12 protein-coding genes are annotated in these 15,858 nt (G+C 59.0%); 10 read left to right on the plus strand and 2 right to left on the minus strand.

Features of this window, described 5'->3' with window-relative positions:
- Positions 1 to 137 precede the first annotated feature (137 nt).
- The 3 genes from J3P86_RS13715 to J3P86_RS13725 all read left to right on the plus strand — a co-directional run bounded on the left by J3P86_RS13715 (position 138) and on the right by J3P86_RS13725 (position 4,316).
- Positions 138 to 1,577, plus strand: coding sequence for an APC family permease (locus tag J3P86_RS13715; RefSeq protein WP_434623610.1), 1,440 nt, complete (start codon positions 138 to 140; stop codon positions 1,575 to 1,577).
- Positions 1,578 to 1,620: 43 nt separating this feature from the next.
- Positions 1,621 to 2,922, plus strand: a complete 1,302-nt coding sequence (locus J3P86_RS13720) for an NAD(P)/FAD-dependent oxidoreductase (RefSeq protein ID WP_434631125.1) — start codon at positions 1,621 to 1,623, stop codon at positions 2,920 to 2,922.
- A gap of 77 nt (positions 2,923 to 2,999) precedes the next feature.
- Entirely contained in the window at positions 3,000 to 4,316 is a 1,317-nt protein-coding gene (locus J3P86_RS13725; protein WP_434631123.1) for a hypothetical protein, read from the plus strand.
- A 21-nt stretch (positions 4,317 to 4,337) separates the two neighbouring features.
- Here the strand turns inward: J3P86_RS13725 and J3P86_RS13730 are convergent, their stop codons facing one another.
- Positions 4,338 to 5,510: a zinc-dependent alcohol dehydrogenase gene (locus J3P86_RS13730; RefSeq protein ID WP_434631120.1), complete on the minus strand. Its 1,173-nt coding sequence runs from the start codon at positions 5,508 to 5,510 to the stop codon at positions 4,338 to 4,340.
- A gap of 309 nt (positions 5,511 to 5,819) precedes the next feature.
- Between J3P86_RS13730 and J3P86_RS13735 the strand changes: the two genes are divergently transcribed.
- From J3P86_RS13735 to J3P86_RS13765, 7 genes are all read left to right on the plus strand, one after another.
- On the plus strand, positions 5,820 to 7,826 hold the full coding sequence (locus J3P86_RS13735) for a M10 family metallopeptidase C-terminal domain-containing protein (RefSeq protein WP_434631117.1): 2,007 nt from the start codon (positions 5,820 to 5,822) through the stop codon (positions 7,824 to 7,826).
- 126 nt (positions 7,827 to 7,952) lie between these two features.
- Complete coding sequence (locus tag J3P86_RS13740; RefSeq protein ID WP_434631114.1) at positions 7,953 to 9,122, plus strand: fumarylacetoacetate hydrolase family protein; 1,170 nt, start codon at positions 7,953 to 7,955, stop codon at positions 9,120 to 9,122.
- A gap of 121 nt (positions 9,123 to 9,243) precedes the next feature.
- Positions 9,244 to 10,050 (plus strand): MipA/OmpV family protein, encoded by an 807-nt coding sequence (locus J3P86_RS13745; protein ID WP_434631111.1) that lies wholly within the window; start codon positions 9,244 to 9,246, stop codon positions 10,048 to 10,050.
- Positions 10,051 to 10,135: 85 nt separating this feature from the next.
- On the plus strand, positions 10,136 to 10,849 hold the full coding sequence (locus J3P86_RS13750; RefSeq protein WP_434631108.1) for a response regulator transcription factor: 714 nt from the start codon (positions 10,136 to 10,138) through the stop codon (positions 10,847 to 10,849).
- Positions 10,850 to 10,906: 57 nt separating this feature from the next.
- Positions 10,907 to 12,223 carry a sensor histidine kinase gene (locus J3P86_RS13755; RefSeq protein WP_434631106.1) on the plus strand — a complete coding sequence of 439 codons (1,317 nt, stop codon included), beginning with the start codon at positions 10,907 to 10,909 and terminating at the stop codon, positions 12,221 to 12,223.
- A 34-nt stretch (positions 12,224 to 12,257) separates the two neighbouring features.
- Complete coding sequence (locus J3P86_RS13760) at positions 12,258 to 12,713, plus strand: GNAT family N-acetyltransferase (protein ID WP_434631308.1); 456 nt, start codon at positions 12,258 to 12,260, stop codon at positions 12,711 to 12,713.
- Positions 12,714 to 12,790: 77 nt separating this feature from the next.
- Complete coding sequence (locus J3P86_RS13765) at positions 12,791 to 14,644, plus strand: ABC transporter ATP-binding protein (RefSeq protein WP_434697705.1); 1,854 nt, start codon at positions 12,791 to 12,793, stop codon at positions 14,642 to 14,644.
- A gap of 37 nt (positions 14,645 to 14,681) precedes the next feature.
- Here J3P86_RS13765 and J3P86_RS13770 read toward each other — a convergent pair whose 3' ends face one another.
- Complete coding sequence (locus J3P86_RS13770) at positions 14,682 to 15,854, minus strand: MFS transporter (protein WP_434631102.1); 1,173 nt, start codon at positions 15,852 to 15,854, stop codon at positions 14,682 to 14,684.
- Between the last annotated feature and the right edge of the window lie 4 nt (positions 15,855 to 15,858).

Below are 15,858 nucleotides of genomic sequence, written 5' to 3' on the forward strand. Positions count from 1 at the left end.
CACGCATGTTGAAAAGACAAGTATCTCCCTATCGATGGCAGTGACAGACATGTGCACGACATTCTCAACCATGTTCCTGGCCAGCCAGGGAGGCGTCTAATGGGATTGTGCTTCTTACCCGGCTGGAGTCTGTTCCCGTGGATACAACCAATAACAATACCTGTGCCTCGGCTTCGCACCTGCAGAAAACCTTGCGCTGGAGCGATGCATTCGCACTGTCAATGGCGGTGTCAGGCTCGATCTTCGCTTCTTTCGGCTTCGCCCTCGGTGCACTCGGTCCGGTAGCCGCGCTAATGCTCTGGGTGGGCTCGGCAGCCATCGGGGCCTGTCAGAACTGGATTTTCCTGGAAGTCAGCGCAATGTTTCCGGATAAACCTGGCGGCATCGCAATGATCGCGGCCGAAGGATGGCGCAAACGCTGTGCCTGGGTCGGTCCCTTGGCCGCCTTTGGTTACTGGCTTGGCTGGTCGGCGGTGTTGTCGATCATTGGCGTGAGCGCCGGAGCGTTGATTCAGGCGCAGTGGTTTCCCTCGCAAATCTGGAGCTTCGATACAGGTCTGGCCAACATTGGCCTGGCCCAGATGATCGGAGCGGGTTTGATCGTGCTTTTCTGGCAATTCAATCGTCGCGGCATCCATCTGGCCGCATCGGTCTCCAAATACATGGGGGCGCTGCTGCTGGTGCCGATCCTGGTGTTGGCAGTGGCGCCTTTGCTGGCTCATGGCTGGAGCATGGAGCGCTTCGCATCGGCCTGGCAGGCGCGCGAGGCGTTCGGTTGGGAGTCGTTGCGCACCGCGTTGGTCTGGATGTTCCTGGTCAGCTGGAGCGCCTATGGCACCGAAATGTGCGCAGCCTTCGGGCCCGAATATCGCAGCGAGCGGGACATGCGCCTGGCGTTGATGAGTTCAGGTGGCTACACCGTGCTGGTGTTTGCCGCAGTAGCTTTCGGCCTGGGCGGCTTGGTGGATCCGCAAGCGGCCCTGGAGAACCCCAGCGGTTTCTACATTGCGGCCTTCAACGCGGTGCTGGGCACGGGCTGGAGCAGCTTTTTCGTGATCGCGTTGCTGGTGGGGCTGTTCATGGGGTTGAACGCGGCATTGGCCGATGGCTCGCGGGCGTTGTACGGCACGGCGCTGGAAGGACTGACCATCAAACAACTGGGTGTGCTCAACAAACACCAGGTACCTGGACGTTGCATGAGCGTGGCGGTGGCGGTGAACCTGGCGATGATCTTTTTCCTGTCATCGCCCTTGGCAATTCTGGTGACGGCCAATATTGGTTATCTGACCGCCATCTTCTTCGCGCTTTCGGGCTTCATCTTGCTGCGCAAGGACGCACCGTTGCACCCGCGTCCGGTGCGTCTGGGACGCGGCTGGCTGCCGGTGGCCTGGCTGCTGAGCGTGTTCACTGGCGTAGTGGTCGGGGTCGGGGCCGCATCTGCCGAGCTGGCCGGTTATGGCGGAGCGAAGGAGGTGCTGATCGCCTTGGGCATCCTGATGTTTTCACTGCTGCTGTATGCCTATCGACGACTCGTGCAAGACCGCGCCCCGGCCTTGCCATCGGTCTCCCCACACTGAGCTGCATTTACAACAACAAGAAAACTGACCAAGAGGTGCAGGCATGCTGTCCGTTGAAACACCAACGACCTATTACACCGCCACTCGCAAATATGACTTGAAGTTCAATGACCTGGAGCACGATGTCGAGGCCGAAGTCGTCGTTATCGGAGGTGGATTTTCCGGTATCAACACTGCGTTGGAACTCGCCGAGCGCGGATTCACCGACGTGGTAGTGCTGGAAGCCCGTTACCTGGGTTTCGGCGGCTCGGGGCGCAATGGCGGTCATGTGATGGCCGGGATCGGACACGATCTGGAGAAGATTCGCAAAAGCGTCGGCGAGGAGGGGCTCAAAGCGATTTTCGAGATCAGCGACCTGGGCGCCTCGATTATCCAGAACCGCATCCAGCGTTATCAAATTGATGCGGATTTCTGCCACGGCTATGGCTATCTCGGTTTCAACAAGCGCCAGGGTCGGCTGCTACAAGCATGGGAAAAAGAATACAAACAGCTCAATCCGGATCACGAAATTGCCTATCTGGAGGGCGCCGAGGTCCAAAGCATCGTCGGCTCGGACGTATACAGCTGCGCCTTGAAGCACATGGGCAACGGCCATATCCATTCGTTGAACATGCTCCTGGGGTCGGCCAAGGCCTTGGTGGGCCTGGGTGGACGCATTTATGAAAACACCCCCGTGCTGGAGGTGACCTATGGCGACACCATTAACTTGCGTACGGCGAAAGGTTCGGTTCGGGCGAAGAAGATCCTCTGGTCCTGCGGCGCGTTTCTGGACCGGCTCGAGCCTGAATTGCACAAGACGATGGTGAGCACTTACGCCTTCCAATTGGTGACGGAGCCGCTTCCCCCTGCGCTGATCGAACAGATCAGTCCGATACGAGGTGCCTTCAGCGATATTCGTCCGGTGATCGAGTACTACCGGGTGACCAATGAAAACCGTCTGCTCTTCGGTTCGGCGACGCGCCTGCTCGAGTACATTCCCAACGATCTGAAGGCGTGGAACCGAAATCTGATGCTCCAGGTTTTCCCCTACCTCGATCACGTGAAAATCGACCTGGCCTGGGGCGGGCCGATGGAGTGCAGCGCCAATCTGTTCCCACAGATCGGTACCTTGCCCGGGCGCGACAACGCCTATTTCGTCCAGGGTTACTCGGGCTTCGGCGTGACGCCGAGTCATGTGGTCAGCCGTGTCATTGCCGATGGCATGACCGGCGGTTCACGGCATTGGGATGTGATGAGTGCGATCCCGCGTACGCGGATTCCCGGCAAGGATCATTGGCGCAACCTGATCTGCACCCTTGGAAAGGCCAGCCACCAGCTGGCGGGCTACCGCAACGGTCGCCGCTGATATCGCCTTACCCATGACCTGACTGGCGCTGACTGACGGCGCCACTGCTTCTCCTTTCGCATATCGGAGTACGGCCCATGCTCGCCTGTAAAAAAACAATAATCGCGCTTTCGTTCGCCTGCGTCTGTGTTCCAGCAGCAGCGCAGCCGCTGTACAAGGATGAAGCCACGGAAGTCGATGCGCGCTTGCTCGCGTTGGCTGGCGCCTTCCATAGCCGGGAAAACTACTCGCAATCGGGAACACGTAGAGAGGGGGCCAGCCGGTGGCAAGAGGCGGTCCTGCAATACGGTTTCGACCTGCGCCATAGTCTCGACGCCGGGTCGCAACTGTACGGTTCATTGAATTGGGTAAGCTCCGCCACCTTTGGCGATGGCGACCCGGCCGGCTGGTCTTCAGGTGATGAGCGCACCACGAAAATCGAGGACGCTTTCGTGGGTTGGCGCTCCGGCACACGGTTCGATGTCATGGACGAGAACGGCGTGGACATATCGTTCGGGCGGCAAAACATCGTGATCGGCGACGGCTTTCTGGTCAGTGGCGATGCCTTGAATCTCGGCAAGGAGTTTGTCGACGGCAAAGCCAATCGGGGCGGGGGATACTACCTGACCGGTCGCAAGGCTTTTGATCGCACGGCCGTACTGCGCCTGGGTGGCCAGCAAGGCTGGCGGGGTGATCTTATGTGGCTCAAGTCCGACAACCCGGCCCAGGCCAGGCCGGAATTGGCACTGGGTACGCTGGAGCATGTCAGCGAGCAGGGCACCCTGGGCCTGACTTATCTGAAAGTCACCGATACCGACCAGGCAATGGCGGACCTGTTGTTTCCCGAGCGCAAGGGTATGCAGCTCTACAGCGTTCGCGGACAGGGTAATGCAGGGGTTTCCGGGCTGTTCCTGGCCGGTGAGTACGCTTGGGAGCAGAAAGATAACGCCAGGGAGAACGCCTGGTATCTTGAAGCCGGTTGGACGTTTGACGATGTTCCCGGCACGCCTTCGATCAACTACCGATACAGTCGTTTCTCCGAAGGCTACGACCCGCTTTTCTATGGCAATGGCCGCGCGCTCGGTACCTGGTTCCAAGGTGAAGTCGCTGCCAACTATGCGGGCCCGTTCAACAGCAACGCCACTGTGCAGCATGTGGGATTGAAACTCGCTCCCGCCGAGGATCTCAAGCTAGGCATCTTGCTTTACACCTTCCGCACCCTCGACGCGAGCCGTAACCAACTGGATGCCGACGAGGCGGACCTCTACGCCGAATGGTCGATTGACCCGCATTGGACCCTCATGCCCCTGGTGGGCCTCTATAAGCCGAAGCAAAGTGCCGCAAATGGCGGGACACAAGTCGGCAACAGCACCACCAATCTCTACGGGCAGGTTTTGGTGGCGTGGTCGTTCTAGGTCGGAGGCGGTTCCCGAAGGTCAAGGCTTCAGCACCACCTTCACGCAGCCGTCTTTCTTGTCCCGGAAAGTCTTGTACATCTGCGGGCCGTCCTGAAGGCTCACGGTGTGAGTGATGACGAAACTTGGGTCGATCTGCCCCTCCTGGATGCGCTGGAGCAGATCATCGGTCCAGCGGTTCACATGGGTCTGGCCCATCTTGAAGGTCAGGCCCTTGTTCATGGCGGCGCCGAACGGAATCTTGTCGATCAAGCCGCCATAGACGCCGGGGATCGACAACGTGCCAGCGGGGCGGCAGACGTACATCATTTCCCGCAGCACGTGGGGGCGGTCCGACTCGAGCATTACCGCTTGCTTGACCCGATCATAGATGGAGTCGAATGAACGGGTTGCGTGGGACTCCATGCCTACCGCGTCGATGCATTTCTCCGGCCCCTTGCCTCCCGTCAGCTCGGCCAGGCGGTCCAGCACGCTTTCTTCATCAAAATTGATGGTGATGGCGCCACCGGCCTTGGCCATGGCCAGGCGCTCGGGCACGTTGTCGATGCATACCACCTGCCTGGCCCCGAGGATCACCGCGCTGCGCACCGTGAACTGGCCGACCGGGCCGGCGCCCCAGATCGCGACGGTGTCGGTTGGCTGGATATCGCATTGCACGGCGGCCTGCCAACCGGTGGGAAAGATGTCGCCAAGGAACAGCACTTGCTCGTCGGTAAGGCCATCCGGGATGACCACCGGGGTGAAGTCCGCGTAAGGCACGCGCACGTATTCGGCCTGGCCGCCGGGGTAGCCACCGGTAAGGTGGGTATAGCCAAACAAGCCCGCCGTGGTATGGCCGAAGGCCTTGTCGGCCAGGTCCTTGTTGCGGTTGCTGCGCTCGCACACAGAGAAATTACCCCGCCGGCATTGATCGCATTCACCGCAGCAAATGGTGAAGGGGACCACCACCCGATCACCAATCTTCAACTTCTTGTTGGCCGAACCAACTTCCACCACTTCGCCCATGAACTCGTGACCCATGATGTCGCCATGCTTCATACCGGGCATGAAACCGTCATACAAGTGCAGGTCCGAGCCGCAAATGGCGCACGAAGTGACTTTGATAATCGCGTCTCGCGGATGTTCTATCGTCGGGTCGGGGAGATGGTCATCACAGCGGATATCTTTTTTTCCATGCCAGCGTAACGCTTTCATTTGATCTACCTCCGGGGTGGGGTCGGTACGCTAGCCACCAAGTCATCTCGTTGCGCACCTGTTGATGTTTTCGGTTGAAAGAAAACCCCACAAGTTCAAATCTTGTTTGCGCGGATCAACAGGAACGCGATAAACGGCGAGGCATGTCAGGTAAGTGAGAGGCGTGAGAACCACAAGCGAGCCGAGGCGTCAGATACGCAGAGACGGCTGCCTTGGGGGTTGAATCCAGGCTGGCGGATTTGAAGTAAACGGCTACGTTGTAGAAGACAAAATTCTCGGGGAATCCCATCGACACTGTGAGGCTCAAGCATGACCAGCTCAAACATCAGCGTTGGCGCGGCGCTACGTGCCGGTACCGGCAAAACCTTCGTGGACCTGGACGGTTATAACGACACCGCCAAGATAGCCGTGGGGCCGGACGGCAAGATCTGGCTTGCCGGGATGACCTGGGTGGAAACTGGTCAGTGGGAGTACGAAGGCTACAGGACTTCTTTGGTACGCCTTAACGCCGACGGCACGCTCGACAGCACTTTCAGCGACGATGGTAAAACCCTGCTGCCTCGCGACATCTACCCGGGCGAAGGTTATAGCGCAGCCGTACAGGCCGACGGAAAGTACCTGATCGTCTATCCACATTTTTCTGCGCCGAGCATCGTCATGATCCGCCTGAACACCGACGGTTCGGTGGATCAGAGCTTCGGCGTCAATGGAACGGCCACCGCTCCGGCAGCATGGGGTGATTCCGCCAGCGCGACCGTACAGCCTGACGGCAAGATCCTCGTGGCGAATCATGACTCTTATGACCAGATTTTTTCCGTCAATCGTTTCAACCCCGACGGTACGGTCGATTCCAGTTTCAACGGCGGCAGCGCCGTGGAGTTCACTGTTCCGGGCCTCAGCACATTGGAAGGCTTTGGCCTGACGCTGCAGGCCGATGGAAAAATCCTCGTGCCCGGCTACAACGGCGCGTTTGTGGTCGCGCGGTTGAATCCTGACGGGTCCCTCGACACAGGTTTTGGCACCGACGGCACGGCCGACATTGAAGTAGCTGGCATGGCGAAATCGATTACCGTGCAGGCCGACGGCAAGATACTGGTAGCGGGTTACAACGAGGAGGAGGGAACCGGATTCGACTTCAAGATCATCAGGCTGAACCAGGACGGAACCTTCGACGCAGGTTTTGGCAACAATGGGATCGCTGTACTCGACCTGGCCGGCGGCAGGGATACGGCCCGGGACATCACCGTGCTTGCGGACGGCAAGATCCTGGTAGCCGGGCAGAGCAATTATTTTGGTAACGATGACTTCAGCATCATCAGGCTGAATCCTGACGGAACCCTGGACACCACCTTCGGCGCGCTGGCCGGTGTGTTGCCGCAAATTGAAGGAAGCGCGGGCGCCGATGTTCTTTATGGCTCCTACGTCCCGGAACTGCTCACCGGTCATGAGGGCAATGATGTGCTCGATGGAGGAGGGCAGCGCGATGTTCTCCATGGCGGCGCCGGCGCCGATGTGTTCCGAATCAACTCCATCGGTGACAGCTACCGCACCGACTCTCAGGCCGTCAGCGATCGCATCGTTGATTTCGATCCGGGCCAGGACCTTATCGACCTGTCCGCCTTGGGCTTCAGCGGACTGGGCAATGGGCTCGACGGAACCCTGGCGGTCTCTGTCAATGACAGCGGTACCCGCACTTATCTTAAAAGCTTTGAAGCGGACGGGCAGGGCCATCGTTTCGAACTGGCACTCAACGGCGATCTCTCTCAAGTTCTCAACGAAACCAACGTAGTGCTGAGTCGCACGCTGATCCAGGGAACGGAGTCGGCCGATCGCCTGAAGGGCTCGGCGGCGGGCGACGTGCTCATCGCCGGCGGCGGCGACGATGTCGTCTCGGGCGGCTTTGGGCACGATGTTCTTGATGGAGGATCGGGGCGAGACGTGCTGACAGGAAGTGAGGGGGCCGATGTGTTCCGCTATGGATCCCTGGAGGACAGCTTCCGTACGGCGGATGGAAATTTCCAGGACCGGATTGTCGACTTCGACCCGGATACCGACAAGATAGACGTCTCTGCGTTAGGCTTCACCGGGCTAGGGAACGGCTACAACGCGACGCTGACGGCCGTGCTGAGTGAGGATGGCCAGCGAACCTTCCTGAAAAGCTACAGCGCCGATGAACAGGGGCGTCGGTTCGAAATCACGTTGCAAGGCGATGTGGTGGCGCAACTTGGAGACGATGATTTTATCTTCGCTTCGGGTGATGAGCCTTTTACCGAGCTGCAGCTTCTTGGGGTCGCTGCGCCTGAGCAGCTTGGGTGATCCTTGCTACGCGTCCGGCACCGCTCTGGGTAGACCAATGCTACTGAGTGACGGGTCCGGACGACAAACCAACGACAAGAGGCCATCAGGATAGGCACTTCCAACTAGCCATCCTGAGCCTCTTACATGCCCTCGAACCGAACTGCCGTACCCGCTTTGGCACTGGCACTGGCATTGGCGATTGCCATGCCCATGACAGAAAGCCTGGCTGCGCCTGTCAATAATGCCTCCGCGACCAAACCGATGCTGGCGCCTGTGCAAATGGCACACACCTTTGCACAGGTGCGCAAAGGCAATGTCGTCAGTACGCTCCTTGTGACCGCGCTGTCTGAAACCAGCGTGACGGCAATTGACCTGAGCGAGCTGTCCGGTCTTCATAGCGCTGATGCATTCGACGTCATCAGCCGTTTCAGCCTCGCGCGCCTCGACGCGCTTGCAGGCCAGCCGTCACGCACGCAAGTGCATCCGCTTGCCCGGCTGATGGGTGTAGGCCCACGGGGTGTGGCACATATCGCGGCCGGCACGAATTATCCAGAGCATGGCAAGGAGGTCGGCGTAGACGAGGCCTTCCTGTTCCCCAAGATATCGCCCGCCAGCGGCCCTGTTTCAAAAATCATTGCCGCAACGGATGCCTTGATGGACTACGAGGTTGAAGTGTGCGCGCGGTTCGACCGCGAGCTGAGATCCGCAGCGGATTTCGACGAGGCACGTAAGGGCTTCTTTATCTGCGGGGACTTCAGTGACCGAGCGGCCCTGGTCAGAAATATCAATTTGAAGGACATCACTTCTGGAGACGGTTTCCCTGATGCGAAGAGCGGAAACGACCGTTTTCCCGTTGGTCCGTTTCTGGTGGTGCCCAAGGATTGGAAAACCTTTCTCGCCGCTGTCGTTATTGAAACTTATGTCGATGGCGAACGACGTCAGCAAGCGAACGCAGGCGACATGATCAAGGACCTTCGCCTTATTGTGCGAGAAACGCTCGAACAAGCAACCACCCGTACCTGGTCGTATCAGGGCGGCCGCATTCCCATGGTCAACCGCCAGGCAATCGACACAGGCAGCGCTGTACTTACCGGGACCGGTGACGGAGTGGTGTTCAAGGAGCCAGGCCCCGAGGTTATCGACGAGCTCATGGGAGCACGCAGCCGGGATCAGCAACTCAGCGTGATCGAAGCCTATCTGGCGGCAGAGCAGAAAAAAGGCATCTATCTGCGCCCGGGCAACACCGTGCGGTATTCGAGTAATTATCTTGGCTCGATCGAGACCGAGGTGGTTTCCGTCAGCTCCGCTAAATAATCACCGGAAAGCCACCGCCTGCCGCTCATCCAGGATTCTCGACGACATTTCGACGACACCCCTAGTTCAGCGTTAGACCACGTACGGCGCATAGCCCCCTCTCTCTGAATACAGGTACGGTATGAAACCTTCTCTGATTTTCTCCGCCATCCTTTGTGCCACTTCCGGCTTCGCCAACGCTGAGATTGCTGATGATGACGCGAATCCCACCCGCAAAACACCGCAATCCCGCTGGGGCCTCGGACTGGGAACCGCAATATCAAGCGGCGTTTATGCCGGTGAGGGCGTGCAGCTAACGCCTTTCCCTCTCTTCAGCTACGAAGGTGAGCGGTTTTTCTGGCGTGGAATAGCCGGCGGCGCGCATCTGTTCGAGCGTGACGGTTTCGCAATCGATGCGACATTGTCTGCACGCATGGATGGAATCGATCGATCAGATTTCGGCAGACGCGAACTCGCAGACCGTGGCGTTGACCGCTCATTGCTCGATGACCGTGACGATGCAATCGACATGGGGATCGCGGCCACGTGGACCGGGGACCTGGGGCAACTGGAGCTCGCCGTCAAAAGCGACATCAGCGACGCCAGCGATGGCTATGAAGCTGGGTTGAAGTACGGCTACCCCATTCAGTGGGGGCGAAGCAGAATCACCCCTAGCGTCGGCATTTCCTACTTGTCTGAAAAACTGGCGAACTATTATTACGGTACGCTTCCTGGAGAAGTCGACCGAGGCGTTGTCGATTACCGGCCCGGCAGTGCGACGGTGCAACGCGTCGGTCTGGATTTTGCTCGACCATTCGCAGAGCGCTGGGTGTTCATCGCAAATGCTACGTATGAACACCTCCCGGTGAAAATCACCGACAGCCCGTTGGTAGACGAAGACACAAACGGCGCGATGTCCGCGTTTATCGGGATATCGAGAAGTTTTTGATCGGCAACGGGCCCGGACCAAATGGTCAGGCGTACGCTGCCGACTGATCCGTACCAACCCTGGATTTACTGCGGACAACTCGGGTATGAGCATGGACAATAGGGTCAAACAGGCCTTGAGCGTTCTCATCATTGAAGACAACGCGGCCTTGGCTGCCAACATCTATGATTATCTTCACGCTTGTGGACATCATCCCGATGCGGCGCCCGATGGCGAGACGGGCCTCAGTCTCCTGGCGAGCAACCGATACGATGTGATCGTGCTCGACTGGATGATGCCGCGCATGGACGGCATGACAATGCTGGCGAAGCTTCGCAATCAATTGAAGTCTCGCATCCCGGTAATATTGATCACCGCCAAGGATCAAGTCGCAGACAAGATTCAAGGGTTTCTTACGGGCGCGGATGATTACGTTGTCAAGCCGGTCGCGCTTGCGGAGCTTGAAATAAGATTGAGAGTCGTCACTCAGCGCATGAGTGGCGCGCATCTCGAGTCGCAGGTACTGCAAGTGGCCGACTTGCGATTTGACCTGGACACCTTGCAGGTGACGAGGGCTGGTAAAACGCTCGCGATGACGCCCGTTCGCCGAACACTGCTTGCTTTGCTGATGCGCAGGTCACCAGGCCTGGTACGCCGAGATGAGCTTGAAACGCTGATCTGGGATGACCGCGTTCCGGACAATGACGCCCTGCGTTCACATATGTATATGTTGCGCAAGGCCGTGGATGGAGGCGCGTCACACAAGCTGATCAAAACCGTGGCGGGTAGCGGTTACCGTCTGCAAGCCGCCGATGAATGAGCACGTCTCTCAGCGAGATCAACGATGGCAGCCAGTAGCTTGAGTCGCAGGATCAGCGTGATTTTCATCTTGTTCGGCCTCACATTGGCTGCAGGACTGACCATCCAGGGCAACTTGAGCCAGCAAATGGTCGTTCATCCCATCTGGCGCGAGCTTTTGCAGTCCAGTACGGACCAGTACCTGTCTGATGGAAGATCAACTGCGGAAAAAGATCTTTCATCCGCCGGGATAATTCGGGGTTGGCGTCTGAACGGATATGCTCCGCCACCCGATATGCCCCCGTACTTCGCGTCGCTCGACCCTGGCTACCACGATGAACATCAGATGGATTCCTATGACACCGACCGTAGCCATGCTGTGCTCGTAACACCGCTTGGGAACGAGCGTATTGTCATGTCCGTGGACATAACCGACCTGGAAAACCATCAAAACATGACAGCGCTGCTGAGCGTGCTCATGGCGCTATTGAGCAGTTTGATGATCCTGGGCGCGATTGTCTGGGTCTACCGCACGCTGAGGCGACCCCTCCAGCTACTGGCCCAACGGATGGATGAGCTGGACCCGGAGCAACCGGCCCTGCGCCTTGCAACCGACTTCGACTTGAGTGAATTGCACGACATAGCGGTCATTGTGAACCGTCACCTTGACCGGGTAGGACGATTCATAGAACGGGAACGCAGCCTGTTGGACCTGGCCAGCCATGAATTCCGTACGCCTGTCTCAGTGATTGCAGGCGCCGTCGACGTTATCAAATTGTATAAGTTGCCAGCGGAAACAGACCGACCTTTGGCGCGCATCGAGTCGACAATAGGCAATCTGATGGAAATCATGTCGGCCTTATTATTCCTGTCCAGGGAGCCCGATGCGAAGGCTGCCGCCGAGACCACACGGCTCGACGCGATAATCGTGGCCTTGGTTGACGATCATGCGCATCTGCTGAACGGGACGGGGGCGGCATTTGTGATCGAAGAATTTCATCCTGCGACAGTTGCCTGCCCCGAGGCGATGGTCAGGATCGTCGTCAGCAATTTGCTGCGCAATGCGACAGAGCACGGTAATGCAGGGCCCATCAGAATCTGCCTGGCGGACGGCAGATTGAGCATACGCAACAGCTCGGGAGGCTTTGACGTGGTCGAGGCCGCTCGACGCCATACCATGGCGTTGAGGGATTCAAGCAAGCAGGGCGGGGGACAAGGTCTGGGGCTGTTCATCACCCGGCGAATTTGCGAGCGATTTGGATGGACCCTGATACTCTCGTCGGCGGTTGAAGGTGAGATTCTGGCGCAATTGCACTTCGGCCAGGCGGCCCCATACGATGACCGGGCCGAGGCCTCGGGCCAGTCGTACCGAGCGCCTCCCGGCAGCCTACGCTGACATCCAGATGAACCAACGCAAGGAACAGCGCTCAATGGATTGCATCATCCGCAAGGCAACGAGTACCGACGCCACAGCAATAAGCCTGGTGGTCGTGGCGGCGCTGCGCGAGTCCAACGTTCAAGATTATTCGCCAGAGATCATCGAGCAGGTGCAGCAGAACTTTTCACCCGCAGCGATCCTGAACTTTCTCGGCCAGCGAGAGGTATATGTCGCAAGCAGTGACGGTGAGGTTGTCGCAACAGCGAGTCTTGATGGAAACGTCATCCGAAGCGTGTTCGTTGCGCCTGCCTGTCAGGGCAGAGGCATAGGGCATCAGCTGATGGCAACGATTGAGGCGGGGGCCGTGCGCGGTGGTGTGGAGCGGCTACGAGTTCCTTCCTCGATCACCGCGCAAGGCTTTTATTCTTCTCTGGGTTTCGAAAAAGTCCGGGACGAGTTTCACGGCGCGGAGCGCACGATCATCATGGAAAAAAAACTGGGCAGCTAATCCTGCGCTCATCAAAAAAACCTCAAAGCAACTCTTAGATGCCAGAATCTCCTGGTTAGATCGTTCTGGAGATCCCCATGCTTCACGCATTCGAACAACGGCTCGACCCTTTTCCGCCTGACGAAGTCCCACCGCCACCAGACGGCCTGGCGCGTTTTTTGTGGGCCTGCACGCGGGGCGCCCGCGGCTACATCCTCGCTTTCGCGCTGCTCAGTGCCGCCGTGTCGATCTACGAAGCCTGGCTGTTTTCGTTTCTCGGACAGGTCGTCGACCTGCTCTCGACCTGGCAGGCCGGCGGCGATGCGGCGGGGCAGGAGAGTCGAGTGCTGTGGGGCATCGGCATCATGCTGGTGACCAGCATCGGCCTGGTCGCGTTGCGCACGATGGTGCAGCACCAGGTACTGGCGATCAACCTGCCGTTGCGGCTGCGCTGGGATTTTCACCGACTGATGCTGCGACAGAGCCTTTCATTTTTCTCGGATGAGTTCTCCGGCCGGGTCACCACCAAGGTGATGCAAACGGCGCTGTCGGTGCGCGAGGTGCTGTTCACCCTCATCGAGATCGTCCCCGGGATCGGCGTGTATTTCATCGCGATCATCGCCCTGGCCGGCGGCTTTGACCTGAAGCTGATGTTGCCTTTCATTGCCTGGGTAGTGTTGTTCGGCCTGGCCATGCGCTACTTCGTGCCGCGCCTGGAGAAAGTGGGGCAGGAGCAGGCCAACGCGCGGTCATCAATGACCGGGCGGGTCTCGGACGCCTATACCAACATCACCACCGTGAAGCTGTTCTCCCACTCGAAACGCGAAGCACACTTCGCCCGCGCGGCCATGGAAGACTTCAAGCAAACCGGCTTTCGCCAGATGCGCCTGGTCAGCCAGTTCGAAATCGTCAATCAGGCACTGGTGGTTGCCTTGATCCTCGGGGCCGGCGGTTACGCCCTGTGGTTATGGCATCAAGGCGAAGTAGGCACCGGCGCCGTGGCGGCAATCACCGCCATGGCGTTGCGTATCAACGGGATGTCGCACTGGATCATGTGGCAAATGACCTCGCTGTTCGAAAACATCGGCACTCTGCAGGACGGCATGGAAACCTTGACGCGGGGGCCCAAGGTTCAGGATGCGCCGGACGCCGGCGTGCTGGTTACTACCGGTGGTGCGGTGACCTTCGACAATGTCAGCTTCAATTACAACGGCGAACGCCAGGTGCTCGATGGCCTGAGCCTGAACATCCGGCCGGGAGAAAAAATCGGCCTGGTAGGTCGCTCCGGTGCCGGCAAATCCACGCTGATCAACCTGCTGCTGCGCTTCTATGACGTGGACAGCGGTGAGATTCGAATCGACGGGCAGAACATCGCGCATGTCACGCAAGACAGCCTGCGCAGCGCCATCGGCATGGTCACTCAGGACACGTCCCTGTTGCACCGGTCGATCCGCGACAATATTGCCTACGGCCGCCCCGACGCCACCGATGAGGAAATACGCAGTGCCGCAGCCAGCGCCCAGGCCGATGGGTTCATCAATCAACTGAGCGACAAGCAAGGCCATAGTGGTTACGACACCCTGGTGGGGGAGCGCGGCATCAAGCTTTCGGGCGGCCAGCGCCAGCGCATCGCCATCGCCCGGGTCATGCTCAAGAACGCCCCGATCCTATTACTGGACGAGGCCACCAGCGCACTCGATTCGGAAGTCGAAGTGGCCATCCAGGAAAGCCTCGATGAAATGATGCAGGGCAAGACCGTGATCGCCATCGCCCATCGGCTGTCCACGATCGCGGCGATGGACAGGCTCATCGTCATGGATGAAGGGCGGATCATCGAACAAGGCACCCACGCCGAATTGCTCGGGAAGAACGGCACCTACGCGCGATTGTGGCATCACCAGAGCGGCGGCTTTCTGGGGGAGGATCAGGGCGTGGTCGAGGCGGTGGAGTAGGCGAGGGCGACGGCTGTTCACTGGAACAGCCGACACATCACTTCTGCACGCCAGCCACCCGACGACCGCTCATGAAACACAAGAATCCACCCATGGCGGTCAGTGCACTCAAGGCGTAGAACATCGTCGGTGCCGGGGTTTGCAGCAGCAGGTACCCGCAGATCACCGGGCTCAGGGCACCACCAAGGGCTGCCAGGTTTTGCGCGCCGTAATAGCTACCGCGCAGCTCTTCCGGGGCCAGGGTATCGACGAAGAGGAATTCGGCCGGGTAGATGATCATCTCCCCGAGGGTGAAAATGAACATCGCCACGCACCAGCTCAGCATGTCGTCCGCCAGGCTGAAGCCGATCAGGCCGACAATGAACAGGCTGGTGCCTGCGGCAATCCAGTAGCGCAGCTTTTCGCGATCCAGGAACCGGCCGATCTGGTACTGCAGCAGGATCACGGTGATCGCGTTGCAGGCGAGCAGGGCGGCCATGATTTCCAGCGCGCGCCTGGAGTCATGGGTCACCAGCAGGTATTGCGACAGGTAAAGCGTGAAACGTCCGTGCACCACCGTGCTCAAGAGGCAGCCGCACGTGAACATGATCAGCGTGCGGTCGTTTTTCAGGGTGATCAGCGTTTTGAGAAAGCTTGGCGCTGGGCCAATGGCCGGTGTCGCTGCCCTGGGGATGCCGGTCATCAGGAAGATGCTGAAAAACGCGATGCCGCCTGCAATGAGGAATGGGGCGATCGGGTAGACACCGGCAATCACCACGCCGAGCATCGGGCCGGTGGCGTAGCCGATATTGGTCAGCGTGTAGCGCAGGGAAAAAGCCTTGGCGCGCTGGCCGATGGGCAGGTTCTCGCTGAGGATGGCTTTGGAGCCGATCAGGAACAGCGCTGACGCTGTCTCGGTGATCACCACGGTCAGCGTGGTCAGGTAGAGGTTTTCGGCAAAGGTCAGCAGTACGAAACCGACGGCGCTGGAAAGCATCGCCAGGATCAGCAGTCGGCGCTTCTCCAGGCGGTCGATGACATAGCCGCCATAGAGGGCCAGCAAGGTGGCGATGAACACCGCGATGCCGAGCAGCAGACCGACGTCCTGTTGGTTGAGGCCCAGCTTGTTGCTCAAGAATAACGTGAGCAACGGGCTGGTAATGGCGCGACTGACCACGATGGTCAGGGAAACAATCATCAGGCGCCGAATAACGAGTGAGTAAGTGGCCACGGTG

Origin of the sequence: Pseudomonas sp. D1-1 (assembly GCF_051132225.1) — a bacterium.
Classification (GTDB): domain Bacteria; phylum Pseudomonadota; class Gammaproteobacteria; order Pseudomonadales; family Pseudomonadaceae; genus Aquipseudomonas.

Coding starts and splice junctions, on each gene's coding strand:
- J3P86_RS13720 (WP_434631125.1), top strand. CDS start 1,621: ATGCTGTCCGTTGAAACACCAACGACCTATTACACCGCCACTCGCAAA.
- J3P86_RS13725 (WP_434631123.1), top strand. CDS start 3,000: ATGCTCGCCTGTAAAAAAACAATAATCGCGCTTTCGTTCGCCTGCGTC.
- J3P86_RS13730 (WP_434631120.1), bottom strand. CDS start 5,510: ATGAAAGCGTTACGCTGGCATGGAAAAAAAGATATCCGCTGTGATGAC.
- J3P86_RS13735 (WP_434631117.1), top strand. CDS start 5,820: ATGACCAGCTCAAACATCAGCGTTGGCGCGGCGCTACGTGCCGGTACC.
- J3P86_RS13740 (WP_434631114.1), top strand. CDS start 7,953: ATGCCCTCGAACCGAACTGCCGTACCCGCTTTGGCACTGGCACTGGCA.
- J3P86_RS13745 (WP_434631111.1), top strand. CDS start 9,244: ATGAAACCTTCTCTGATTTTCTCCGCCATCCTTTGTGCCACTTCCGGC.
- J3P86_RS13750 (WP_434631108.1), top strand. CDS start 10,136: ATGAGCATGGACAATAGGGTCAAACAGGCCTTGAGCGTTCTCATCATT.
- J3P86_RS13760 (WP_434631308.1), top strand. CDS start 12,258: ATGGATTGCATCATCCGCAAGGCAACGAGTACCGACGCCACAGCAATA.
- J3P86_RS13765 (WP_434697705.1), top strand. CDS start 12,791: ATGCTTCACGCATTCGAACAACGGCTCGACCCTTTTCCGCCTGACGAA.